Raw genomic sequence first — 24,712 nt, 5'->3', positions numbered from 1 at the left:
TTATTGAAGACTATGGAGTAAACCCATGCGTGACATGATGGGCATGATGAAGCAGGCGAAGGAATTGCAGGCCAAGATGAAGGCCATGCAGGACGAAATCGCCAATCTGGAAGCCACGGCCTCTTCCGGTGGCGGTCTGGTGACGATCACCCTGTCCGGCAAGGGCACCTTGTCGGCGCTGAAGATCGATCCGTCGCTGGCCAAGGAAGACGAGGTCGAAATCCTCGAAGACCTGATCATCGCGGCCCACAACGATGCCAAGGCAAAGCTTGAAGCCGTGATGGCCGAAAAGACGCAGTCGCTGACGGCGGGTCTTCCGATTCCTCCGGGTTTCAAGCTGCCGTTTTAAGGGAGTAGGGAATAAGGGAATAGGGGAGTATGTTTGGCCGGCTGGTTGCCGCCATGTCGCATATCCCTCATTCTCGTCCCCTACTCACTTATTCCCCTATTCCCTTACTCCCTTACAAAAAATGTCCAAACGAATCGCCGGTCCCGAAATCGAACGACTGATCCAGCTTCTGGCCCGTGTACCGGGTCTGGGGCCGCGTTCGGCGCGCCGTGCGGCGCTGCATCTCATCAAGAAGAAGGAAGCGCTTCTGGTGCCGCTGGGCGGCGCCATGCAGGAAGCTGCCGAAAAGGTGCGCATTTGTTCGTGCTGCGGCAATGTCGACACGTCCGATCCCTGCACCATCTGCACGGACGAGCGCCGCGACCCCACCACGCTGATCGTGGTGGAAGACGTGTCCGATCTTTGGGCGCTGGAACGGGCGGGCACGATGAATGTCCGTTATCATGTCCTGGGCGGTCGTCTGTCGCCGCTCGACGGCATCGGTCCTGACGACCTCAATATCAAGGGGCTGGTGGAACGTGTCGCGACCGGCGAAATCAAAGAAGTGATTCTCGCAGTCAATGCGACTGTCGAAGGCCAGACCACCGCGCATTACATTACTGACCAATTGGCGAATTTCGAGGTTCGCGTCACACGGCTCGCTCATGGCGTCCCGGTGGGCGGCGAACTCGATTATCTGGATGAGGGCACGCTGGCTGCCGCCTTGCGAGCGAGAACCACCCTTTAGTTATTCAGGAGAAACATGATGGCAGCAAACCGTTGGAAGCATGCTTTGAAAACTGCTCTGGGGCTTGTCGTCATTCTTGCTGTTTCTCCTGCCGTCGCAGCGCCCTCCAAGGCGCAGGTCGAAAGCCAGTATCGCAACTGGATCGAGCAAGATCTCTGGCCTGAGGCCAAGGCGGCGGGTGTTTCGCGCGCTACCTTCGATCAGGCCTTTGCCGGTGTGGCCATCAATTGGAAATTGCCGGATCTGGTCATCCCCGGGGAAAAGCCGTCGACGCCGAAAGAACAGAAACAGGCCGAGTTCGGCGCGCCGGGCAAGTATTTCAATGCGAAGACCATGAGCACCGTTACCAGTGGCGGTCAGGCGCGTTACAGCCAATATTCGAGCCTTCTAAAACGCATCGAGCAGAAATACGGCGTTCCGGGCCCGATTGTCCTCGCGATCTGGGGCCGCGAATCTGGTTTCGGCACAGTCAAGATTCCCTATAATGTGTTTGATGTGCTGGGCACCAAGGCCTTTATGGCAACGCGCAAGGACATGTTCCGCAAGGAGCTGATTGCCGCGCTCGAAATCGCCTCGAAAGGCTATATCGACGAAAACGCCATGAAAAGCTCATGGGCGGGCGCGCTTGGCCAGCCGCAATTCATGCCAACCTCCTATCTCAAGCACGCGGTCGATTTCGACGGCGATGGCAAGCGCGACATCTGGAATTCTGTGCCGGATACGCTGGCTTCCATCGCCAATTATCTGAAGCTGCATGGCTGGCAGAAGGGGCGTGACTGGGGTTTCGAGGTCAATGTCCCGCAGAGCATGTCCTGCTCGCTGGAAGGCCCGGATCAGGGCAAGCCGATTGCCGAGTGGGCCAGGCTTGGCATCACTCGCGTCAATGGCAAGGCTTTTCCAGCCAGCGAAATGAAGGGCGAAGGTTTTCTGCTCATGCCCGCCGGTCGTTTTGGCCCGGCCTTCATCGTAAGCCCGAATTTCTACGTGCTCAAGGATTATAATATGAGCGATCTCTATGCGCTCTTCATCGGCCATGTCGGAGACCGCATTGCTTACGGCGCAGGCGATTTCCAGCAGTCATGGGGCAATGTCGGCACGATGTATCGCTCGGATATCGGCGCCATGCAGAAGCGCTTTCAGGCGCAGGGCTATGATGTCGGCAAGCCGGACGGGCTGCCGGGCTTCAAGACGCGCCGGTCCATCGGCATGTGGCAGGCAAAGAACGGCTTGGCTTCGACTTGTTTTCCGCAGCCTGAACTGCTGCGTCAGATCCGCTGATTGGTATCGGCAAGAAGCCCATCTGCAAAGGCCTGCAGCGCTTTTGTTCTATAGCGGTCATTGTGCAATAGCATGAGAAACTGGCGTTGCGGCAGAATGAAGTCTGCTTTGACGAGAGTTCCTGCGGCAAGATGCGGGGCAGCGACCAGTTCCGATATGGCGGTGACGTAATCGCCGGAGCGCACGGCTGAACAAATGGCCTCGTTGGAGGGCAGTTCCAGCGCCACATTCAACCGTGCGGGGTTATAACCGTTAGCGCGCATGGCATCTTCGAAAACACTGCGCGTGCCTGATCCCTGTTCGCGCAATATCCATTTTCCTTCAAACAGCCGGTCCCACGAGAGGCGTCCCGCTCCACTCCATGCGTGGTCAGGGCGCGTGACCAGAATAAGCTGATCCGTCGCCACCTTGCTTATGGAAAGCGCTAGCGCCTGCACGGAGCCTTCCACGAGGCCGATATCGGCTGCGCCTTCCTGCGTTGCCGCAGTCACGCTTTCCGTATTTCCCACCGTCAGCCGCACCTCGACAAGCGGAAAGGCGCTGTGAAACTGTGCCAGAAAGGGCGGCAACCAATAGCTTGCGATGGTCTGACTGGCATGGATGGAGAGAATGCCACGCTTGCCGCCACCGAATTCAGACAGCATACGTTCCGCAGAACGTGCGCGCGCCAGCGTTGCACGCGCTTCATCCAGAAACAGCCGTCCGTCTCCGGTCAGTTCGATACGACGTCCGATGCGGTTGAATAATGTCGCACCATAGCGCTCTTCGAGGGTGCGGATTGCCGAGCTGACGGCCGAGGGCGTCAGATGTAGAGCCTCGGAGGCGCGGGTCAGATGTTCCCGTTCCGCCACTTCAATGAAAATACGCAGTTGTTCCAGGGTCATAGCATTATTCGTTCGATTGTATCGAACGAAATATGCCATATAATGAAATGGATTGAACAGGGGAAATAAGGCATCAGATCGGAAAGAAATTCTCATTCGATATGAAATGCCGATAATGACATACTCAAAAATCCAGAACATTCTGCCCGGACTTGCGCTCAGCGTCGGTGTCGCCGCGATGGCGATAGGTCTCGAGAAGATCGAAGTGCATTATGCGGGCAGAGCATGGCTGGAAGCGCTGGTGATTGCCATTCTGCTTGGCACGGCGGTGCGGACTTTCCTGCGTCCGGGCAAACAGTTCAGCAAGGGCATCAGCTTCTCGGCAAAGATGATTCTGGAAATCGCCGTGGTGCTTCTCGGCGCTTCGATCAGTGTCAGCGCAGTGATCGCGGCAGGTTCGGGCCTTATTCTCGGCATCGCCTGCGTGGTCCTTCTGGCGATTGGATTGAGCTACGGTATCGGGCGGCTGCTCAAGCTGCCGCATCGCATGGCGGTGCTGGTGGCTTGCGGCAACTCGATTTGCGGTAACTCGGCCATAGCGGCAACGGCTCCGGTCATCGGGGCCGAAAGCGAAGATGTTGCCGCCTCCATCGCTTTTACGGCGATCCTCGGCGTGGTTGTCGTGCTGTGCCTGCCATTGCTGGTGCCGCTTCTCGGCCTGTCGCACACGCAATATGGCGTGCTGGCGGGGCTGACGGTCTATGCTGTGCCGCAGGTGCTGGCTGCGACAGCTCCGGTCGCCGCCATCAGTGTGCAGTTGGGCACGCTGGTGAAGCTGGTGCGCGTGCTGATGCTCGGTCCGGTCATTCTGGCGCTGGCGGTTCTTGCCGGTAATAAAAACGCGGATGCAAAGCCGGGCTTTTTCCAACTGGTGCCGTGGTTCATCATTGGCTTTCTTGGAATGATGGCGCTGCACTCGCTGCATCTCATTCCGGAAGCGCTTCTTCCGGGTATTCAATATGCCTCGACGCTCCTGACCATCATTTCAATGGCGGCGCTTGGTCTTGGTGTCGATGTGCGCTCGGTCGCACAGGCTGGCGGGCGGGTAACGCTGACGGCGGTTCTCTCGCTGCTGGCGCTCGGTATCATCAGTCTGGGGCTGATTCATATGCTCGGTGTCGTGTGACGGAAGCAGCCCCGCCTCGATGCGAGGACAGGGCTGTTTCCTGATCTCAGGACAAATGTTCAATCAGAACTTATAAGCGACGCCGAGACGAACTTCGTTTGTCGACAGCTTGCCACTGCCACCAACGCTGGTATTATCAAAATTGAAGTTGTGCTTGTTGAAATCGGTGTAACGATATTCAACGCGGGTGACGATATTGTCGGTCACAGCGTAATCAATACCGCCTCCGATGGTCCAGCCGGCCTGTGTTTTCGATTCCGACAAAAGCTTCTCGCCTAGAACATGCAGCTTGTCTTCGATATTGCCGAACGCCACGCCGCCAGCGATATAAGGCAGGAAACGGTCAACGGCGTAACCCACGCGCGCGCGGGCTGCCCCAGACCAACGCAATTGCGTTTTTCCTGATGCGAGATCTCCGACAGATTCGGTCTTGCCAACCGCTGTGCCAGTGAAATCGCCATCAACGCCCAAGATAACATTTGTCCCGGTATCAATATTATACCCGGCATAAATACCGCCGAGGAAACCATCCAGTTTTCCTTTGGAGTTATAGGACGGTCCGACCGTGTATTTGGTATTTGCCCATCCGTAGCCGACCTGTCCGCCGATATAAGCGCCGCCCCAGTTGAAGGGAGTGGCAATCGGGACTGCTGGTGCAACAGGTGCCTCGGGAACAATGGCGTCTGCGGCATAGGCATTCGTGGCCATCAGAGCCAAAATGCCAGACGCGATCATGGAAAATCTTGCACCCAATATATTTCTCCTAAATATAACAAAGCAAATGTAAGTAACATCCGCAAATAAAACGAATATAGAGAGGAGTCAAATTAATTTTAGAACTAATTAAAATACAACAATTGCGTATTATTTTGAAAAACCAAAAGAAAAAGCCCGCTATAAAGCGGGCTTTTCCGTGTTTACAAGAAGAAGGAAAAGATTAGTTCTTTTCCTGCTTCTTCAGAGCGGCACCGAGGATGTCGCCGAGCGAAGCGCCGGAGTCGGTCGAACCGTACTGAGCGACAGCTTCCTTTTCTTCAGCGATTTCGAGCGCCTTGATCGAGACCTGCAGCTTGCGGGTCTTCTTGTCGAAAGCGATGACGCGCGCGTCAACCTTCTGACCGACCGTGAAGCGTTCGGGGCGCTGTTCTTCGCGATCACGCGAAAGATCCGAACGGCGGATGAAGCTGTCGAGGTCGTGATCGACCAGACGAACTTCGAGGCCACCATCGGTAACAGCGGTCACTTCGCAGGTTACAACGGCGTTCTTGCGCAGTTCGCCCGAAGCTGCTGCTTCACCGACCTTGTCGCCGGAAAGCTGCTTGATGCCGAGCGAGATGCGTTCCTTGTCGATGTCGACGTCGAGAACGACAGCCTTGACCACTTCGCCCTTGTTGTACTCTTCGATAACCTGTTCGCCTGGACGGTTCCAGTCGAGATCGGAGAGGTGAACCATGCCGTCAACGTCGCCGTCGAGACCAATGAACAGGCCGAATTCGGTCTTGTTCTTGACTTCGCCTTCAACAACGGTGCCGGTCGGGTACTTCTGAGCGAACGTCGTCCACGGATTGTCGAGGGTCTGCTTGAGGCCGAGAGAGATGCGGCGCTTGACCGGATCAACTTCGAGCACAACGACTTCGACTTCCTGGGTGGTGGAGAGAATCTTGCCCGGATGGACATTCTTCTTGGTCCACGACATTTCGGAAACGTGGATCAGGCCCTCGATGCCCGGCTCGATTTCCACGAATGCACCGTAGTCGGTGATGTTCGTGACGGTGCCGGTGATCTTTTTGCCGATCGGGTACTTCGCGCCGATACCATCCCAAGGATCGCTCTCGAGCTGCTTCATGCCGAGCGAGATACGATGGGTTTCCTGGTTGATGCGGATGATCTGCACCTTGACCGTCTGGCCGATGGTGAGGATTTCCGACGGATGGTTGACGCGGCGCCATGCCATGTCGGTGACGTGCAGGAGACCGTCGATGCCGCCGAGGTCAACGAACGCACCGTAATCGGTGATGTTCTTGACGACGCCTTCAACGACCTGACCTTCTTCAAGGTTCTGGACGATTTCCGAACGCTGTTCCGCACGGCTCTCTTCAAGAACGGTACGACGCGAGACAACGATGTTGCCGCGACGCTTGTCCATCTTGAGGATTTCGAACGGCTGCGGGACGTGCATGAGCGGGGTGACGTCGCGGATCGGACGGATGTCGACCTGCGAACGCGGCAGGAAGGCAACAGCGCCGTCGAGGTCGACGGTGAAACCACCCTTGACCTGATTGAAGATCACGCCGTCGACGCGCTCGCCATTGGCGAACTTCTGCTCGAGCTTGACCCAGCTTTCTTCACGACGTGCTTTTTCGCGCGAGAGAACAGCTTCGCCGAGAGCGTTTTCGATACGCTCGACGTAAACTTCAACTTCATCGCCCGGCTTCAGCGTGCCGTCTTTGCCCTTTGCGCCGAATTCCTTCAGCGGTACGCGGCCTTCGACCTTCAGACCGGCGTCGATGATCGCCATGTCCTTTTCGATGGCGACGATGCGGCCCTTGACGACATAGCCTTCAGCAAGATCGTTTTGCGCGAAGGATTCTGCCAGCAGGGACTCGAAATCTGCGCGGGAGGGGTTGGATTGAGACATATATACTCCTGATGCATCCGGAAAATTCATCGGATGCGGCGCCGGGGGTTCGTGTTGTACACTGTCCGACCTCGGCTCCGTCTTTGCAGACAACCGGCGCGTGGAACGCGAAGTCAGACTATTTGTTATTCGAGCAGCCTATATAGGGCCGACCGGGCATTTTTCCAGCATTTCCGGGGCAAATTCAGGCCAAAGAGCCTTAAAATTCTGGTCCGTTATGCCTTATGACGCGCGAGAGCCTCATCGATGAGGTTTTTCGCCGCCAGAAATGCCGCTTCTATACTCATTTCGCTCGTATCAAGCAAGTGCGCGTCTTCGGCAGGGCGCAAAGGAGAATCGGTGCGGTTGGTGTCGCGCTCGTCACGCTTCTTCAGATCGGCGAGAATTTCGCCAAGGTCGGCAGCGCCACCCTTTGAAACGATCTCGTCGTAACGCCGCTCGGCGCGTACTTCCGGCGAAGCGGTGACGAACAGCTTTATCTCCGCCTTGGGGCAGACCACGGTGCCGATATCGCGACCATCGAGGACGCTGGCCGGAAGGGCCGCCGCAAAATGGCGCTGGGCTTCGACAAGCGCACGCCGTACGGCTGGCATGACCGCAACCTTGGATGCGGCCTCGCCGATATCATGGGCGGAGAGCACGGTCTTGTCCATTTCGCGTAAGTCGAGATGCCGTGCCGCATCGGCGGCGAGCAGTTCGTCATCCAGCGGCAGGTTCTTTTCGATGAGCGCCTTGGCGACTGCGCGATAGGTCAGGCCGGTGTCGAGATGCGGTATGCCGTAATGCGTGGCGATGCGCCGGGCAAGGGTTCCCTTGCCCGAGGCTGCCGGTCCATCGATGGCGACGATGAATGGCTTCATTCGGCTTCGCTCGGCTCGATCTTCGCGCCCATTCCGGTCATGAGGTCCATGAATTCCGGGAAGGAGGTTGCAATCATCGTGCTGTCGTCAACGGTCACAGGCTTTTCGGAAGCAAGGCCCATGACGAGGAAGCTCATCGCGATACGGTGATCGAGATGGGTGGCGACGACACCGCCGCCGATGCCCTTGCCGTCGGGACGACCGCGAACGGTGAGCGACATCTCGCCTTCCGTGCAATCGACGCCGTTGACTTCGAGGCCGCGGGCAACCGCTGCCAGACGATCCGATTCCTTGACGCGCAGCTCATCAAGCCCGTCCATGATCGTTTCGCCTTCCGCGAAAGTCGCAGCGATGGCCAGCACCGGATATTCGTCGATCATCGAAGGCGCACGCTCCGGCGGAACGGTGACGCCCTTGAGCTTCGACGATTTCACGCGCAGATCGGCAACATCTTCACCGCCAGCGAGACGTTCATTAAAGACTTCAATATCAGCGCCCATTTCCTGCAAGGTGAGGATCAGGCCCGTGCGGGTCGGATTCATCAAAACATTGCGGATGGTGATATCCGAACCTTCGACCAGCAACGCTGCAACCAGCGGGAACGCCGTTGAGGATGGATCGCCCGGAACATCGATGGTCTGGCCGATCAGCTTGCCCTGTCCGGTGATGCGGATATGGCGCACGCCATCCTTGTCGGTCTCGACGGTGAGATCAGCGCCAAAGCCCTGCAGCATCTTTTCGGTATGGTCGCGGGTCATGACCGGCTCGATGACGGTCGTGACGCCCGGCGTGTTGAGACCGGCCAGCAGCACTGCCGACTTCACCTGCGCGGAAGCCATCGGCACGCGATAGGTGATCGGATTGGCGACGCTCGGTCCAACGAGGGTCAGCGGCATGCGGTCGCCATCGGTCGACTTCACCTGCACGCCCATCTGGCGCAGCGGGTCAAGCACGCGGCCCATCGGCCGGCGCGAAAGGGACGCATCACCGATAAAGGCGGTGGTCATGTCATAGGTGCCGACGAGGCCCATTGTCAGGCGCGCACCCGTTCCGGCATTGCCGAAATCGAGCGGTGCTTCCGGTTCAAGAAGGCAACCATTGCCGACGCCATGGATGATCCAGGTATCGCCATCCTTTTCGATCTTGGCGCCCATGGCCTGCATGGCGCGACCGGTATTGATGACGTCTTCACCTTCAAGCAGGCCGGTAATACGGGTCTCGCCCGATGCCAGGCCGCCGAACATGAAGGAACGGTGAGAAATGGACTTGTCGCCCGGAATGCGAATTTCGCCGGCCAGTGCCTCCGAGCGGCGGGCGACTGCAGGTTTCGGGGAAGCGGAATGGGACATGGATTTTTCACTGTCGCATTTTTGGCGCGATCGCGCGCCGGGATTGAGAGATAAGCGGGGCTTCACTAGCATAGTAATACCATGCGGTCATCCGCGAATACGCCATCGATGGTCTGCCGGACGCGCCTATAATAAAGAGTCTTGGCTATTCGGCGTCTTTCGCTTTGACAAACCCGCTAAATTGCGTTTATGCACCGAACAACAAAGGCAAAGACGCGGCACCCTCCGCTGTTCCTGCTGTGGACCGGTCTTTCGGTATATTGCGGGCATATGGGTGGTCTGACAGGATCAGCCGGCGCGTTTTTGAAATGAATTTATGCCCCCGGATGAAAAGTGGCCCCCGCCACAGGCGTAACGGGAATAAAACTCACGAGGCTCAACGTGGCAAAAGCTGAACTTGGTACCAAGCGCATCGACCCGGAAACGGGCAAGAAGTTTTACGATCTGAATCGCGATCCGATCGTTTCGCCTTACACCGGCATCTCCTATCCGCGGTCTTATTTCGACGCGAATGCAGAAGCCCGCGTCGTTGAAGAAGAAGCCGAAGAGGAAGAACTGGATACGGCACTGGAAAAGCCGGATTTCGTTTCTCTTGAAGATGCCGACGATGAAGCGAAGGGTGGCGGCGACGATCTGCCGGATCTGGACGACGACGATGTCGATCTGGGCGACGACGATGACGACACCTTCCTCGAAGAGGAAGAAGACGAGGACGACGATATGTCGGGCATCCTCGGTGGTGGCGTCGGTGGCGACGACGAAGAAGGCTGATCCCGCAGAATCAGCTTGATTTCCCAGTGTTTACGACAGGGCAGCCCACGGGCTGCCCTTTCTTTTTCGGCCTGCGCAGAGGCCGCTTTCCACAGCCTCCGGCGGCAGAAGCGGACAATCGGCAAATTATTTTCGCAGATGTGAAAAGAGTTGCGATTTAGCTCTTGATCTTCTCGCAAACGCCATTTAATAAGCCGCCACACCGGACAGCAAGTTCTGTCTGGCCCACCTCGAAAGAGGTCTGATGGGGCCATAGCTCAGCTGGGAGAGCGCCTGCATGGCATGCAGGAGGTCAGCGGTTCGATCCCGCTTGGCTCCACCATTTACTTTGTGAATTGAATTTCCCTTTGATTTTCGATGTCTTGGCATGCCGTCACATTCGCTCGCGTGCCACGGTACTGACCAAGTTCATCCCTGCATCTGTCTGATTCGCTCCATTCATTTTGATTCAGGCTCTAAGCGCAAAATCTGCGAAAGACGAATATGTAGCAATATACTGCTGTATATTGTTGCGTAAGCTTCTGCTAATTATTGCAATTAGAGCATTTCCAGCAAAAGTGCGTAGCGTCTACGCAGGGAAATCAGTCGACTGGACTGATTTCTGATCCCGCTTCGATGCGTATAAACAAATGGATAGAGCGGTCCCACGATTCCGTTTCAACCGCAGCTGCTTTAGAATATACAAAGAATATTTTGTTGGAAACAGTTTTGTATAATTCTTTTTTTATTAAAATATCTTGAATAGAACCCTCTAAGTACGGCTGATAATCGCTTGAAATATCTTCATGTTATTAATTTTGAAACATACTATATTATTATAATTAAAAAGGATAGTTTATGAAAATTCCCTCTAAATTATTTACTGTCGCTTCTATCGTATTTTCATTTATCGCTATGCATGAGAATGCTTACGCTAATGATTACAAAAAATGTCCGGACAATACAACCAAGGTGCATATTAAGGCGATTTCCTATGAAGCACCTAATTATTACCCAACATTTTCGATAGAAGAGGATAATAGAAATACGTGGCTAACTTTGTCGAAAAAATCTGGATTGAACACAGAATATGGTCGCGCTATTTATGCTCTTTTGCTTGCAGCTAAATCTGGTTATTATCCTGTAAATTTATTTTGCGATAATAGTACTGGTGATGTAACGAAAATCGATATGGATCCAAAGTAATATGTTTTTATTATTTGTTAAATATATTGGAAATAATTTCTGATATTATTTTATATTTATATAATTTATTGAGTAATCATATGTATATAAAGAAGGCTATCCTTGGTTCTCTTATAGTCGTTCTCGTTACTTTTCCGATGAGGGCCAATGCAGTTGATCCTCCTCTCAAAGGTGCATTTTCATTAGCGCGTCAATTAAGGGCGGTCGCCCCCTTTCTTTCGTTGTCCCGATACACGCTTGATCTGACGAGGAATACAGCGACTCGTCAAGGCTCTCCGCAAGAGTTTCCCATTGAGGCAAGTCGCCACCATATTATTCCTCAAGAACGTCTTCGAGCTTTTTTTGCAACCGTAGTGGCGCACCCAGGCCATTTACGGAGGTTGCATACAGCCTGGGTTAATTTCAGGACTATGGCGCGGAGTACGTTTGGTCGGATGGCTGCGGATTCTCTTGATCGCAGGCGAACGGCTACTTGTCCTGCAATAACGTATGCTGAAGTTGCACAGGCTATGGATCTTGCGGATGGCTTTGCGAGTGGTCGAGTGGTGCCTGGAGGAACGATTGAGCCAGAGGGCTTAGATGCGTTCAGTGACTATTTTTTGTGGGCTCCGGGAAACTTGTTTGAGGGGCCATCAGGCATGAATAGAGTGGATGATCCCGCGCACGCGCCGCGAAATGATCCTCGATATCAAAACGAGAATGAAGGATTTGAAATTTATGCAGAATACATTGTAGGACGTGATAGATTTCAGTATCTCAGTCGACTTAATCGCAATATGTATAATTATATTCAAGATCCATCAGGAAATGAAGGTCTGCTTCGACAAATATCTGCTGATCTTACGCATCTTTACAGAGAAAGCAGTACAAATTATCGCATAACACCTTTAGATCCTGATCAGTGGGAGAGAGTTGGCGTTTTAGGAGGGAGACTTTATCGGATCAGGAGACACACACGACAGAAGAGGAGTGCTTCTTTAGTGGAAGACCAGATACAGAATCCGATTGTCACGGATAGTTCAACTAAGTGTTTATCCCGTATTGTGCCACATGACATCTCAACTTCTGTGCTATCGATGCTTCTTCTCGAATAATCGTTAACTGCTCGGATGATTCATCCTGTTTAATTTCAAGGCTCATCGCGGAAGCCAGAAGACGGTGATTGCTGAGAGCCTGTTCCAAAAAACGTCGTATATATGCGAAAATGGCAATTTGAGATTTGCTTTCGCATAATCTGAACCGAAAAGTCTGCAGCTTTTTGGGATTATGCGAGGCTTCCGGTGCTCACGTGCCATGAATACGCTTCGCTCTGGTATTCGAGAATCACCATTCTCGCACACATGCCGCTTTTTGATTCAGGCTCTGAGGGCCCGACGTTCGATTTTTGTCGAATTTCTTGTCCGCAAGATCATTTCACACTCGACTTTATCGCGGAAGCATATACTGACATCCCTGTGCATATTGTTTAAGATGTCTTGTAATGAAACGGCTTCCTGACTTCGACGGTCTCCGGTTTGTATTGTGTCTCGGGATCGCATTCTTCCATTATTCTTTTCGGGTTTCCGTGAAGAACGATGCACTGTCTGATCTTATATCAACATTTGCTTATTTTACCGATGTCTTTTTTATAGTCTCCGGTCTCTTTCTGGCGCGGCGCGCAAACTATATCTGGGACCCGCGCCACTACGCTGCTTTCATGGGCAAGCGCCTTGCGCGAATCTATCCGCTGCATCTGGTGACCTTTTTGTGTTTCGCGCTCATATCGGTGCTGACGGCCAAGGGGTTTTTACACCCCGCTGTGCTGCCGAACATGAATGTGTGGGACGGTGTGGCCCAATTGTTCCTCGTGCAAAGCTGGGGATTCGGCGAAAGCCTGTCCTATAATTACGTCAGCTGGTCGCTCAGCGCGCTGTTCCTGATGTATCTGTGTTTCCCGCTCTTCGATATGCTGTGCAAACGGCTGGGCAGCGGTGTGCTGGTTGTGGTCGCCATTGCCTTGCTGGGCGGGGAATATCTGGCGCGCTCGGTCGGCACACCATCGCTGACGCGGATACAATTTGCCGATATCGGCGTGTTTCGCGCGCTGCCGTCGTTTCTGTTCGGCATGTGGCTGGCGCGGCGAAAGCATACCGATCTGCCGAAACCGCTGATTATGTTCGCTCTCGCCGGCTGTTTGGTGGTGTTTCTGTTTTATCATCCACAAAGCGCGATGGATGGCGTTCAAACATTGGAAGGGCCCTGGCGGCTCGTCTTCCTCTATTTTTGCACCTATATTCTCTATGCCGCGAGCATGCAGAACATCTACACGCCGTTGCGATGGAACGGCTTCGTGAAATTGTCGCGTTACAGTTTCGGAATTTTCATTCTTCACCCTCTGGTCGGCCAGTTTTTCTTCAAGATCGCCTTCGCGATACTTCCGGCAGAAGCCGCGCAGAGTGGCTTCAGCGCGCTTCTGCTGATTTCCGGCTGCACGTTGATCAGTGTGCTTGTCGCCATTGCTGCATGGCATCTGTTTGAAAATCCGATCCACCGCTGGGCGGTGCGCCGCATCGACTTGTGGATGGACAGACTGGGTGAAAGCGCACCGATGATGCGCCGACGCGACGCATGACCCGGAAAAGCATGGACGTACCGGAAAGTCTCTTTTAGAAACCTCTGGCGGCGCAGCCCGTAACTGGTGTCTGCTGCGCCCGTGTCATGGAGGAATGATGAGCACCGAGCCCGTTTCCACGCAGTTTTCGCACGACCATCCGCTGTGGCAGCCCGATGCGCAACGCATCGCAGCCAGCACGCTGGAACAATTCCGCATTCGCGCCGAGCAGCGCACCGGCCTCAGCCTGTCGGATTATGCGGCGCTGCATCGCTGGTCGGTGGAAGATCGCGCGGGCTTCTGGACGCTCATATGGGATTTCTGCGAGGTCATTGGCGAGCGCGGTGCAACCGCCCTTGTCGACAAGGGACACATGCGCGAGGCGAAATTCTTTCCCGAAGCGCGGCTTAATTTCGCGGAAAATCTCCTGCGCCAGCAGGGCCATGACGACGCCATCGTCTTCCGTGGCGAGGACAAGGTCGAACGTCGCCTGAGCTGGCATGATCTTCATGCGCTGGTCTCCAAGCTCCAGCAATTCATGCTGGCCGAAGGCGTCGAGCCGGGCGACCGTATTGCAGGCATGATGCCCAATATGCCGGAAGCGGTGGCCCTGATGCTGGCGGCAAGCTCCATCGGTGCGGTCTGGTCTTCCTGCTCGCCGGATTTCGGCGTGCAGGGTGTGCTCGACCGCTTCGGCCAGATCGAACCGAAGCTGTTCTTTGCCTGCGATGGCTATTGGTACAATGGCAAGCGCATCGAGGTGGCCGACAAGGTGGCGCAGGTCACGGCACAGCTGCCGGGATTGCGTCGGTCGGTGATCGTGTCCTATCTGGGCGAAGCGGAAGCCGTCGCGCAGAAAGCCGAGAAGGGCGTTGCGCTTGATGAAGCGCTGAGCGCCTTTGCCGCAAAGCCTGTCGAATTCACGCGCCTGCCTTTCGATCATCCGGTCTATATTCTGTTTTCTTCCGGCACGACCGGCATTCCAAAATGCATCGTCCATCGCGCCGGTGGGGTGCTGTTGCAGCATCTGAAAGAGCAGCGCCTCCATGCAGATATCCGCGAAGGCGACAAGTTCTTCTATTTCACCACTTGCGGCTGGATGATGTGGAATTGGCTGGCGTCGGGCATCGGTTCCGGGGCCACCTTGCTGCTCTATGACGGCTCACCATTTTATCCCGATGGCAATGTGCTGTTCGATTATGCCGCCACCGAAGGCATGACCTATTTCGGCACATCGGCAAAGTTTATCGACGCCGTGCTGAAAGCCGGGCTGAAGCCGGGCGAAACGCACGACCTCTCGGCGCTGCGCACTGTTTCGTCCACCGGCTCGCCGTTGTCGCCGGAAGGCTTTGCCTTCGTCTATGACGCCATCAAGCCGGATGTGCATCTTGCGTCCATTTCCGGCGGAACGGATATCGTGTCCTGCTTTGTGCTGGGCGTGCCGACGGAACCCGTCTGGCTGGGCGAAATTCAGGGCGCTGGCCTCGGCATGGCTGTCGATGTCTGGAACGATGACGGCCAGCCGGTGCGCATGCAGAAAGGCGAACTGGTCTGCACGAAGGCGTTTCCATGCATGCCGCTGCAGTTCTGGAACGACCCGGATGGGGCGAAATATCAGGCCGCCTATTTCGAGCGCTTCGACAATATCTGGTGCCATGGTGATTTTGCCGAATGGACCGAACATGACGGCATCGTCATTCATGGACGTTCGGACGCGACGTTGAACCCCGGCGGCGTGCGTATCGGTACGGCGGAAATCTACAATCAGGTCGAGCAGATGCCGGAGATCGCCGAGGCGCTCTGCATCGGTCAGGATTGGGATAAGGATGTGCGGGTCGTGCTGTTCGTGCGGCTTGCTGAAGGCGTGACGCTGGATGACGATCTGAAGGCGCGCATCAAGAGCAAGATCCGCACCGGCGCTACGCCGCGCCATGTTCCGGCGAAGATCGTCGCCGTCAGCGATATTCCGCGCACCAAGTCCGGCAAGATCGTCGAACTGGCCGTGCGCGACATCGTGCATGGGCGCGAGGTGAAGAACCGCGAGGCGCTGGCCAATCCGGAAGCGCTTGAGCTTTATCGGGACGTTCCTTCCCTGCAGGAAGACTGATTTCTATTCCTGCTCCGATGCGCGGGATGATGCGCAAACAAAAGCTGAACCGGCGACGAAGGTCGCCGGTTTTCGCGCAACAAAATTTCTTTATCCGGTAATAAATAGCCACAGAACGCCGCGCAAAGCCATTGCCTATTTGACCGCCACGGGACACTCTGACCAGACATAGCCGTCTTGAAAAAGATGGATACCGGGCAGAACTTGTGGAGGACGAGTATGTTTGCTTCGGGCATGAATTTCGGTCTTGGCGAGGAGATCGAAGCCCTTCGTGAGACCGTGCGCCGTTTCGCGGAAAGCCGCATTGCGCCGCTTGCCGCCGAAACCGACCGCAATAACGCATTTCCCATGCATCTGTGGCGTGAACTGGGTGAGCTGGGTGTGCTGGGCATCACGGCGCCGGAAGAGTATGGCGGCGCGGGTCTCGGCTATCTCGCCCATTGCGTGGCCATGGAAGAGATCAGCCGCGCCTCGGCCTCGATTGGCCTCAGCTATGGCGCGCATTCCAATCTCTGCGTCAACCAGATCAAGCGCAACGGCTCAAGCGAGCAGCGCGCCAAATATCTGCCAAAGCTCATTTCCGGTGAACATGTCGGCGCGCTGGCCATGTCCGAGCCGGGAGCCGGATCGGACGTGGTTTCGATGAAGCTTCGCGCCGAAAAGCGCGGCGACGCCTATGTGCTGAACGGCAACAAGATGTGGATCACCAACGGCCCGGATGCCGATGTGCTGGTGGTCTACGCCAAGACCGACCCGGCGGCTGGCTCGCGCGGGATGAGCGCCTTTATCGTCGAGAAAAGTTTCAAGGGTTTTTCGACGGCGCAAAAGCTCGACAAGCTTGGCATGCGCGGCTCCAACACCTGCGAGCTGGTGTTCGAAAATTGCGAAGTGCCTGACGAGAATGTGCTGGGCGAGGTCGGCAAGGGCGTCAACGTGCTGATGTCCGGCCTCGACTATGAGCGCGTGGTGCTGGCGGGCGGCCCGCTTGGCATCATGGCGGCCTGTCTCGATGTCGTGGTGCCTTATGTGCATGAGCGCAAGCAGTTCGATCAGCCGATTGGCGAGTTCCAGCTGATGCAGGGCAAGCTTGCCGACATGTATGTGATTTTCAACGCCTCGCGTGCTTATACCTATGCCGTGGCGGCAGCCTGCGACCGGGGCGAGACGACGCGCAAGGATGCGGCGGGCTGCATTCTCTACACGGCAGAAAATGCGACCCAGATGGCCTTGCAGGCAATCCAGTCGCTGGGCGGCAATGGCTATATCAACGACTATCCGACCGGGCGTCTGCTGCGCGATGCCAAGCTTTACGAAATCGGTGCGGGTACGTCGGAAATCCGGCGTATGCTGATCGGGCGGGAATTGTTTCAGGAGACCCGTTGATGCCGGTTCTGAAATCCGAGATATCGACGCGAAGCACTAGCTATCAGGCTAACCGCAAGGCCATGCTTGAGGCCATCGATATCGTGGCCGAGGCGTCCCGCCTTGCCATCGATGGCGGCGGCGAGAAAGCGCGCGAACGTCATGTCGCACGCGGCAAGCTGCTTCCCCGTGACCGCGTTGCGCAATTGCTTGATCCGGGTTCGCCCTTTCTGGAAGTCGGTCTGACGGCGGGTCACGGCATGTATGGCGGTGCAGCTCCTTCCGGCGGCATCATCACCGGCATTGGGCGCGTATCGGGCCGCGAATGTATGATCGTCTGCAACGATGCAACGGTGAAGGGTGGCACCTATTATCCGGTGACGGTGAAAAAGCATCTGCGCGCGCAGGAGATCGCGGGCGAGAATCGTCTGCCCTGCATCTATCTGGTCGATTCAGGCGGGGCCAACCTGCCCAATCAGGACGAGGTGTTCCCGGATCGCGACCATTTCGGACGCATTTTCTATAATCAGGCGCAGATGTCGGCAGCGGGCATTCCGCAGGTCGCCGTGGTCATGGGGTCATGCACGGCGGGCGGTGCCTATGTGCCCGCCATGAGCGACGAGACGGTGATCGTGCGCAATCAGGGTACGATCTTTCTGGCTGGCCCGCCGCTGGTGAAGGCCGCGACCGGCGAAGTGGTGACGGCGGAAGACCTCGGCGGTGGCGACGTGCACACGCGGCTTTCAGGCGTGGCCGATCATCTGGCCAATGACGATGCCCATGCTCTCCAGATCGCGCGCGCCATCGCGGCCAATCTCAACAGTGAGAAACGCTCCTTCATTGCGAAGCGCGACGGTGCGGCTCCGCTTTACGATCCGGAAGAACTGCTCGGTGTGGTCTCTGCCGATACGCGCATTCCCTATGATGTGCGCGATGTGATTGCGCGGCTGGTGGACGGCTCGGATTTCGATGAGTTCAAGGCGCGCTACGGCGCCACGCTGGTTTGCGGCTTTGCCAGCATTTACGGCATGCCGGTGGGCATCATCGCCAATAATGGCGTGCTGTTTTCCGAAGCGGCCACCAAGGGCGCGCATTTCATCGAGCTTTGCTGCCAGCGCAATATTCCGCTGGTGTTTTTGCAGAACATCACCGGCTTCATGGTCGGGCGCAAATATGAGGCGGAAGGCATCGCCAAGCACGGCGCCAAGCTGGTGACGGCGGTGGCGACGGCCAATGTGCCGAAAATCACCATGCTGATCGGTGCATCCTATGGCGCGGGCAATTACGGTATGGCGGGACGGGCCTATTCCCCACGCTTTCTGTGGACCTGGCCGAACAGCCGCATCGCCGTGATGGGTGGCGAGCAGGCGGCGGGCGTGCTGGCGACCGTCAAGCGCGACGGGATCGAACGCACCGGTGGAACATGGTCGGCGGAAGAGGAAGCGGAGTTCAAGCGTCCGACGCTTGAAATGTTCGAGCGCCAGAGCCATCCGCTTTATGCCTCGGCGCGGCTTTGGGATGACGGCATCGTCGATCCGCGCAAGAGCCGCGAAGTGCTGGGCCTTTCGCTTTCCGCAACGCTGAATGCGCCAGTCGAGCCGACGCGTTTTGGCCTGTTCAGAATGTGAAGGGGGCGATCAGATGTTCAAAAAGATACTGATTGCCAATCGCGGGGAAATTGCCTGTCGGGTCATCCGCACGGCGCGTCAATTCGGTATTGCCACCGTCGCGATCTATTCCGATGCGGACGCGCGGGCGCTGCATGTCGAAATGGCCGATGAGGCGGTGCGCGTCGGTCCAGCGCTTTCGGCGCAGAGCTATCTCAATGTCGAGGCGATTATCAAAGCTGCACTTGAAACCGGCGCGGAGGCAATCCATCCGGGCTATGGCTTTCTCTCGGAGAACGCCGGTTTTGTGGATGCCGTCGAGGCAGCAGGGCTGGTCTTTATCGGTCCCTCGGCAAAAGCCATCCGCGCCATGGGGTTGAAGGATGCCGCCAAGGCGCTGATGGAAAAAGCCGGTGTTCCCGTCGTGCCGGGCTATCACGGCGACAATCAGGACGGCGCTTTCCTCAAAAGCGAGGCGGATCGCATCGGCTATCCGGTGCTGATCAAGGCCCGGGCGGGTGGCGGCGGCAAAGGTATGCGGCGCGTCGATCAGGCGGCGGATTTTGCAGCAGCGCTGGACAGTGCGCGCCGCGAGGCCGAAGCGTCGTTTGGCGACAGCGCTGTACTGGTGGAAAAATATATGACCAAGCCGCGCCATATTGAGGTGCAGGTCTTCGGCGATAATCACGGCAATGCGGTGCATCTTTTCGAGCGCGATTGCTCGCTGCAACGCCGCCACCAGAAGGTGATCGAGGAAGCGCCTGCACCCGGCATGACGCCGGATATGCGCGCGGCGATGGGCGAGGCGGCGGTGAAGGCCGCTTTGGCCATCGGCTATTCCGGCGCGGGCACGGTGGAGTTCATCGCCGATGTGTCGGAAGGGCTGCGGCCTGACCGGTTCTTCTTCATGGAAATGAACACGCGCTTGCAGGTGGAGCATCCGGTGACGGAAGCGATCACCGGTCTCGATCTGGTCGAATGGCAGTTGCGCGTTGCGTCCGGCGAAGCCTTGCCGAAGCGGCAGGATGAAATTGCAATCCATGGCTGGGCTTTTGAGGCGCGGCTTTACGCCGAGGACCCGGCCCGCGACTTTCTCCCCGCAACGGGCAAGCTTGCGCTGTTCGCTCCGCCGGAGCAGGCGCGTGTCGATTCCGGTGTGCGGACAGGCGATACCATCACGCCGTTCTACGATCCTATGATCGCCAAGATCATCGTCCATGGCCGGGATCGCGACGAGGCGATGAACCGACTCGACACGGCATTGGGCAAAACCCGCATTGCCGGACTCGTCACCAATCGCCAGTTCCTGTCGGCGCTCTGCAAGCTGAATGCTTTTCGCACCGGCGATGTCGATACCGGGCTGATTGCCCGCGAGGGGGGCCAATTATTTGCTGACGAGCCGCCATCGGAAATCGCCTTTGCACTGGCGGCATTGGCGGCGCTCGATCTGCTGGATGCGCCGTTGAGCGACGATCCATGGTCGAGCCTGCGCGGATTTCGTCTGTGGGACGAAGCATCGCGCTCGGTGCTGCTCGACCATCAGGGCGAACGCCGGACGATCAGCTTCGCGATCAATGATCAACGGCGTTTCGGCTTCGATTTCGGCGCGGTCGAAATCCTCAGTCACGCAAACGGGCTGGTTCGGTTCTCCGTCGATGGCCGTGTGTCGGAAGCGTCTGTCGTCCGCATCGGGCATGATGTGACGGTGCAGTTCGACGGGCGCGACACCATATTTCATCATGTGCTGTCTGCCGGAGCGGAAGATGATGCGTCCACGGAAAGCCGCATTCTGGCTCCGATGCCAGGACTTGTACGGCTCGTATCCGCCGTGGAAGGCGCCAGCGTCGCGAAGGGCGATCCGCTGGTGACGATGGAGGCGATGAAGATGGAGCTTTCGCTGACCGCGCCACGCGACGGCAAGATCACATCCATTACTGTTGTGGCTGGCGATCAGGTCAGTGAAGGCGCGCTGCTTGTCGAATTGGAGGAAGAACATGGCTGAACACGTCGAAATCGTTGAAATGGCAGCACGTGACGGCCTGCAAAACGAGAAACGTTTTGTGCCGACGGCGGACAAGATCGCCCTGATCGACCGCCTGTCCGGCTGCGGTTATGCCCGCATCGAGGCGACAAGTTTCGTGAGCCCGAAATGGGTGCCGCAACTGGCCGATGCAGCAGACGTGATGGCGGGCATTCGTCGCGCCGACAGCGTGCGCTATTCTGTGCTCGTGCCGAACATGAAGGGCTATGAGGCGGCGGCTGCGGCCAATGTCGACGAGGTCGCGGTTTTCATTTCCGCCTCGGAGGGTTTTTCCAAAGCCAACATCAACTGCACGATTGCCGAGAGCATCGAACGCCTGTCGCCGGTAATTGGCGCTGCGATCAATGACGGGCTTGCGGTGCGCGGCTATGTCAGTTGCGCCATCGAATGTCCCTATGACGGGCCGACCGCGCCACAGGCCGTTGCCGATGTGACTGAGCAGCTTTTCTCGCTCGGCTGCCATGAGGTGAGCCTTGGCGACACGATTGGGCGCGGCACGCCCGACAAGGTCGCGGCCATGCTGGATGCGGTGCTTGCCATCGCCCCTGCGCACAGCCTTGCGGGCCATTATCACGACACGGGCGGACGTGCGCTCGACAATATTCGCGTCAGTCTGGAAAAGGGCTTGCGGGTGTTCGATGCATCGGTCGGCGGTCTGGGCGGTTGTCCTTTTGCGCCGGGCGCCAAGGGCAATGTCGATACGGTGGCAGTGGCCGAACTTTTGCACGGTTTGGGTTTTGAAACCGGCCTTGATCTGGACAAGCTGCGGTCGGCGGCATTGTTCGCGCAGGCGCTGCGTCAGGATAGAGCCGCATGAACCCTTTCGAGACCATTCAGCTTGCCATTGACACGCGCGGCGTCGCAACGTTGACGCTGAACCGGCCCGAGCAGCACAATGTGCTGTCCGGCCTGATGATCGATGAACTGACCACTGCGGCGCTGCATCTGGCGGATAATCCGAAGGTGAGGATTGTGGTTCTGACCGGCGCGGGCGCGAGCTTTTGCGCGGGCGGCGATCTTGGCTGGATGCAGGCGCAGGTGAATGCCAGCCGTGCGCAGCGGATCGAGGAAGCGCGCAAGCTCGCGTTGATGCTGAAGGCGCTTCGAGATCTGCCAAAACCGCTGATCGCGCGCGTCAATGGACAAGCCTATGGCGGTGGTATCGGCCTCATTAGTGTCTGTGATGCAGCCATCGGCGTGTCCGGCGCGCGCTTCGGCCTGACGGAGACGAAGCTTGGTCTGATACCTGCCACCATCAGCCCCTATGTCGTGGCGCGCATTGGTCAGGCCCATGCACTGCGCACATTTACCTCTGCCCGACTGTTCGACGCGCAGGAGGCAATGCGTATCGGCCTCCTTCATGAGGTGGTCGAGGCTGAGCAGCTGGATGTGGCGGTCGAGGCGGAGATCAAACCGTATTTTTCCACCGCACCGGCGGCGGTTGCGGCGTCGAAACGGCTCGTCCACGCGCTGGTCGCGCCGATTGACGAAGCCGTCATCGACATGACGCTCACCCGTCTTGCCGACACATGGGAAACACCGGAGGCCGCGGAAGGGATCGCGGCCTTTTTTGCGAAGCAATCAGCATCATGGAAGGGAGGGAGTTAGACTTTGGGAGGAGGCCGATTTTCGCTGTCACTGTGGGCACTTGGCCCCTTGCAATCGAAAGCCGGAAATGCATTCTTAGCACATCACGAAAGCGGCTCCCGTTTTGGAGCAGTTTTCCGAAACCGCCGAGGCTGTTTTGGATAATATTATGGCTCCAGTCCCTTTTTGGGTGCGGTGCGGCGCGCTTTTGGATCGACCCTTTGAGATCGTAAGATGAAACAAAAGGGAGGGCCCGGCAATTCGGCAGCACGTAAGCGCTGACAATTGACCGGATGGGTTGCCATCATGGGTTAGATGAGGGCGCGTCTCAGGACGGCGCCCCACCAAAGGAGAAAAAGAATGAACCTGAAACTTCTGTCCAGCGTAGCTTTCGCTGCTACACTCGGTTTTGCCAGCGCTGCTTATGCCGACATCACCATCGGCGTGGTTGCACCGCTGACGGGTCCGGTTGCCGCTTTCGGCGATCAGGTGAAGAAGGGCGCAGAAACCGCTGCCGAAGTCATCAACAAGGCTGGCGGCATCAAGGGCGAGAAGATCGTTCTGAAGTTTGCCGACGACGCCGGTGAACCGAAGCAGGGCGTCTCTGCTGCCAACCAGATCGTCGGCGATGGCATCAAGTTCGTCGTTGGCCCGGTCACGACCGGCGTTGCCATTCCGGTATCCGACGTTTTCTCTGAAAACGGCGTGCTGATGGTCACCCCGACCGCAACTGGCCCGGATCTGACCGCACGCAAGCTGGAAAACGTGTTCCGCACCTGCGGCCGCGACGACCAGCAGGCCGAAGTCATGGCCGATTATGTCCTGAAGAACTTCAAGGACAAGAAGGTCGCTGTGATCCACGACAAGGGCGCCTATGGCAAGGGCTTGGCCGACGCTTTCAAGGCTGCGATCAATAAGGGCGGTGTTACGGAAGTGCATTACGATTCCGTCACGCCGGGCGACAAGGATTTCAGCGCACTGGTCACCAAGCTGAAGTCGGCAGGCGCTGATGTCGTCTATTTCGGCGGCTACCATGCCGAAGGCGGTCTCTTGTCGCGTCAGCTGCATGACGCTGGCATGCAGGCGCTGGTTCTCGGTGGCGAAGGCCTGTCCAACACCGAATATTGGGCAATCGGCGGCACCAACGCCCAGGGCACGCTGTTCACCAATGCCAAGGACGCCACGAAGAACCCCGCATCCAAGGACGCCATCGAAGCGCTGAAGGCCAAGGGTATCCCGGCTGAAGCCTTCACCATGAACGCCTATGCCGCAGTTGAAGTCATCAAGGCTGGCATCGAAAGCGCTGGTTCTGCCGAAGATTCGGCTGCTGTTGCCAAGGCTCTGCACGACGGCAAGCCGATCGAAACCGCAATCGGCACGCTGACCTATGGCGAAAATGGTGACCTCAGCTCGCCGAGCTTCGACATCTTCAAGTGGGATGACGGCAAGATCGTCGGCCTCGAATAAGACGCCCTCGACAGACAATCAGAAACGCCGGGCTTGTCCCGGCGTTTTCGCGTTCAGAGAGATATTAGAAGGCGGTTCAGGACCCGGAAAAGTTGAACGTCGGTTCAAGCTCCTCGAAGGTGTCATCCATCGCATGAGTTGGACTGCCCGGAAAACCGAAATGCCCATAGGCAATGGACATCTGCCCCTCGGCCTTGCGCTCGCCGCCCTTGGAGATAGCCGCCACATAAAGCGCCGCGGCAAGACCCGTGCGATCCGCACCAGCCTTGCAATGAATGAGGATCGGTTTTTCGGCATTCTGCATCAGCGTGATCAGCTCCTGCGCGCGCTGGGGCGACAGCCGCTTGCTGGACGACATTTCAAAATCAACATGCTGGATGCCAAGCGCTTGTGAAGCGTTGATTTCGTCGTCATACCAATCCGCGCCCGGTTCCGGACCGCGCAGATTGATGATGGTCTTGATACCGTAGGCCTTTTGCAGTTTTGCGATCCGCGCCGGATCAGGCTGGTTCGAACGATAGGCCTCTCCGGGCACAATTTCATGGACATTGCCGTTATACTGGATCGTATAGAGATAGCCGCCCAACATACTTGCTCCCGTCAAAGCAGCAAGAGCGCCAATTCTGACGCGGTTGATGGACCATTGGGCGTATATTTTGAAAAAGCTCATGGGAACGCTTTAAAAGAGTTTTATGAAATAAATTCTAGCGCCAGTTTTTGCTTGGCTTTGGCGGAGCATGGAGTAAGAATGAGACTTATTCTTGTTCGGCCTGGCGATATTCTG

At 56.9% G+C, this 24,712-nt stretch carries 21 protein-coding genes and 1 tRNA gene; 16 read left to right on the top strand and 6 right to left on the bottom strand.

Features of this window, described 5'->3' with window-relative positions; translation table 11 throughout:
- Positions 1-25: 25 nt before the first annotated feature.
- The 3 genes from WIX40_RS13545 (at position 26) to WIX40_RS13535 (ending at position 2,354) form a co-directional block, all read left to right on the top strand.
- A complete protein-coding gene (locus tag WIX40_RS13545) occupies positions 26-349 on the top strand; it encodes a YbaB/EbfC family nucleoid-associated protein (protein ID WP_078337775.1) in 324 nt (107 codons plus the stop codon).
- A gap of 121 nt (positions 350-470) precedes the next feature.
- A complete protein-coding gene (gene recR / locus WIX40_RS13540) occupies positions 471-1,076 on the top strand; it encodes a recombination mediator RecR (protein ID WP_078337776.1) in 606 nt (201 codons plus the stop codon).
- 18 nt (positions 1,077-1,094) lie between these two features.
- Positions 1,095-2,354, top strand: coding sequence for a lytic murein transglycosylase (locus tag WIX40_RS13535; protein WP_339441035.1), 1,260 nt, complete (start codon positions 1,095-1,097; stop codon positions 2,352-2,354).
- Here the strand turns inward: WIX40_RS13535 and WIX40_RS13530 are convergent.
- Positions 2,342-3,238: a LysR family transcriptional regulator gene (locus tag WIX40_RS13530; RefSeq protein ID WP_339440212.1), complete on the bottom strand. Its 897-nt coding sequence runs from the start codon at positions 3,236-3,238 to the stop codon at positions 2,342-2,344. The two genes, WIX40_RS13535 and WIX40_RS13530, sit on opposite strands and share 13 nt — an antisense overlap.
- 106 nt (positions 3,239-3,344) lie before the next feature.
- Between WIX40_RS13530 and WIX40_RS13525 the strand changes: the two genes are divergently transcribed.
- Positions 3,345-4,364, top strand: coding sequence for a YeiH family protein (locus tag WIX40_RS13525; RefSeq protein ID WP_339440210.1), 1,020 nt, complete (start codon positions 3,345-3,347; stop codon positions 4,362-4,364).
- A 63-nt stretch (positions 4,365-4,427) separates the two neighbouring features.
- On the opposite strand, the gene WIX40_RS13520 is transcribed toward WIX40_RS13525, so the two are convergent.
- From WIX40_RS13520 to aroA, 4 genes are all read right to left on the bottom strand, one after another.
- Positions 4,428-5,099, bottom strand: coding sequence for an outer membrane protein (locus WIX40_RS13520; RefSeq protein ID WP_140024563.1), 672 nt, complete (start codon positions 5,097-5,099; stop codon positions 4,428-4,430).
- A 202-nt stretch (positions 5,100-5,301) separates the two neighbouring features.
- Positions 5,302-7,002, bottom strand: a complete 1,701-nt coding sequence (gene rpsA / locus WIX40_RS13515) for a 30S ribosomal protein S1 (protein ID WP_109368076.1) — start codon at positions 7,000-7,002, stop codon at positions 5,302-5,304.
- A gap of 215 nt (positions 7,003-7,217) precedes the next feature.
- Positions 7,218-7,862: a (d)CMP kinase gene (cmk, locus tag WIX40_RS13510; protein ID WP_339440209.1), complete on the bottom strand. Its 645-nt coding sequence runs from the start codon at positions 7,860-7,862 to the stop codon at positions 7,218-7,220.
- Complete coding sequence (gene aroA, locus WIX40_RS13505; protein WP_109368078.1) at positions 7,859-9,211, bottom strand: 3-phosphoshikimate 1-carboxyvinyltransferase; 1,353 nt, start codon at positions 9,209-9,211, stop codon at positions 7,859-7,861. The genes cmk and aroA overlap by 4 nt, the downstream gene beginning before the upstream one ends.
- A 381-nt stretch (positions 9,212-9,592) precedes the next feature.
- Between aroA and WIX40_RS13500 the strand changes: the two genes are divergently transcribed.
- The 12 genes from WIX40_RS13500 to WIX40_RS13445 all read left to right on the top strand — a co-directional run bounded on the left by WIX40_RS13500 (position 9,593) and on the right by WIX40_RS13445 (position 23,928).
- Positions 9,593-9,982 carry a TIGR02300 family protein gene (locus tag WIX40_RS13500; RefSeq protein ID WP_109368079.1) on the top strand — a complete coding sequence of 130 codons (390 nt, stop codon included), beginning with the start codon at positions 9,593-9,595 and terminating at the stop codon, positions 9,980-9,982.
- 246 nt (positions 9,983-10,228) lie between these two features.
- Positions 10,229-10,304 (top strand) — tRNA-Ala (locus WIX40_RS13495).
- Between the two features lie 515 nt (positions 10,305-10,819).
- Positions 10,820-11,167 carry a hypothetical protein gene (locus tag WIX40_RS13490; protein ID WP_339440208.1) on the top strand — a complete coding sequence of 116 codons (348 nt, stop codon included), beginning with the start codon at positions 10,820-10,822 and terminating at the stop codon, positions 11,165-11,167.
- An 80-nt stretch (positions 11,168-11,247) separates the two neighbouring features.
- Positions 11,248-12,261 (top strand): hypothetical protein, encoded by a 1,014-nt coding sequence (locus tag WIX40_RS13485; RefSeq protein ID WP_339440206.1) that lies wholly within the window; start codon positions 11,248-11,250, stop codon positions 12,259-12,261.
- A 386-nt stretch (positions 12,262-12,647) separates the two neighbouring features.
- On the top strand, positions 12,648-13,778 hold the full coding sequence (locus WIX40_RS13480; RefSeq protein WP_339440205.1) for an acyltransferase family protein: 1,131 nt from the start codon (positions 12,648-12,650) through the stop codon (positions 13,776-13,778).
- A gap of 97 nt (positions 13,779-13,875) precedes the next feature.
- The gene (locus tag WIX40_RS13475; RefSeq protein WP_339441032.1) at positions 13,876-15,864 is read left to right on the top strand and encodes an acetoacetate--CoA ligase; all 1,989 of its coding nucleotides are present in this window, start codon (positions 13,876-13,878) and stop codon (positions 15,862-15,864) included.
- Positions 15,865-16,098: 234 nt separating this feature from the next.
- Complete coding sequence (locus tag WIX40_RS13470) at positions 16,099-17,247, top strand: isovaleryl-CoA dehydrogenase (RefSeq protein ID WP_371834149.1); 1,149 nt, start codon at positions 16,099-16,101, stop codon at positions 17,245-17,247.
- On the top strand, positions 17,247-18,854 hold the full coding sequence (locus WIX40_RS13465; RefSeq protein WP_339440202.1) for a carboxyl transferase domain-containing protein: 1,608 nt from the start codon (positions 17,247-17,249) through the stop codon (positions 18,852-18,854). Before WIX40_RS13470 ends, WIX40_RS13465 begins: the two co-directional genes overlap by 1 nt.
- A 13-nt stretch (positions 18,855-18,867) precedes the next feature.
- A complete protein-coding gene (locus tag WIX40_RS13460; RefSeq protein ID WP_339440201.1) occupies positions 18,868-20,835 on the top strand; it encodes an acetyl/propionyl/methylcrotonyl-CoA carboxylase subunit alpha in 1,968 nt (655 codons plus the stop codon).
- Positions 20,828-21,691, top strand: a complete 864-nt coding sequence (locus WIX40_RS13455) for a hydroxymethylglutaryl-CoA lyase (protein ID WP_109368086.1) — start codon at positions 20,828-20,830, stop codon at positions 21,689-21,691. The genes WIX40_RS13460 and WIX40_RS13455 overlap by 8 nt, the downstream gene beginning before the upstream one ends.
- Entirely contained in the window at positions 21,688-22,482 is a 795-nt protein-coding gene (locus WIX40_RS13450) for a crotonase/enoyl-CoA hydratase family protein (protein ID WP_339440199.1), read from the top strand. Before WIX40_RS13455 ends, WIX40_RS13450 begins: the two co-directional genes overlap by 4 nt.
- Positions 22,483-22,821: 339 nt before the next feature.
- Complete coding sequence (locus WIX40_RS13445) at positions 22,822-23,928, top strand: branched-chain amino acid ABC transporter substrate-binding protein (protein ID WP_140024535.1); 1,107 nt, start codon at positions 22,822-22,824, stop codon at positions 23,926-23,928.
- Between the two features lie 76 nt (positions 23,929-24,004).
- On the opposite strand, the gene WIX40_RS13440 is transcribed toward WIX40_RS13445, so the two are convergent.
- Positions 24,005-24,598: a dual specificity protein phosphatase family protein gene (locus tag WIX40_RS13440; protein ID WP_109368089.1), complete on the bottom strand. Its 594-nt coding sequence runs from the start codon at positions 24,596-24,598 to the stop codon at positions 24,005-24,007.
- Positions 24,599-24,712 lie beyond the last annotated feature (114 nt).

This window comes from Ochrobactrum teleogrylli (assembly GCF_037482325.1).
GTDB classification, from domain to species: domain Bacteria; phylum Pseudomonadota; class Alphaproteobacteria; order Rhizobiales; family Rhizobiaceae; genus Brucella; species Brucella teleogrylli.
This window is presented reverse-complemented; position numbering and strand designations above follow the sequence as displayed.